Here is a 434-nt window from a genome sequence, read left to right as displayed (position 1 = left end):
CCGCCGAGACCGTGAGCTGCGCGAAACGATCGAACGGCTCGAAGGTCCGGGCCTCGCCGTGCTCGAGGATCATCCGGGCTCGCGGCACCCAGTCCGTTCGATCGCCGTGTATCAGATGACCGACGACGTCGAGCGGGCTCCACGTGGCGCCACCCTCGTGCGCGCTGACCCAATGGTCAGGGAGGTCACGCAGCAAGGTGTCCAGCGCTGCAGGCGTCCGCGATAACATCGCGGTCGCCTCGTCGAGCACGAATGGACGCCGCGTTCGGTCGGCGACATTTTCCATCGGAGCAGTGTAGCGCGCGGCCGTTGATAAGAGGCGAGGTCCTGACGTCGGCCGGGCCGCTCGCAGGGGCAGGCGCGCTTGTGAGACGAGCACAGCGCTCAGGGCGGTCGTGCCAGAAAGAAGGCCGCACAGTAGAGCTGAATACTGC

1 protein-coding gene is annotated in these 434 nt (G+C 66.8%); it reads right to left on the bottom strand.

Going from position 1 to position 434, the window contains the following annotated elements; genetic code table 11:
• On the bottom strand, positions 1-286 hold a 286-nt coding region (locus H7U32_RS10495; RefSeq protein ID WP_204469954.1), incomplete at its 3' end, for a DinB family protein.
• Between the last annotated feature and the right edge of the window lie 148 nt (positions 287-434).

Origin of the sequence: Bifidobacterium pullorum subsp. saeculare, from assembly GCF_016899725.1 — a bacterium.
GTDB lineage: Bacteria > Actinomycetota > Actinomycetes > Actinomycetales > Bifidobacteriaceae > Bifidobacterium > Bifidobacterium pullorum_C.
This window is presented reverse-complemented; position numbering and strand designations above follow the sequence as displayed.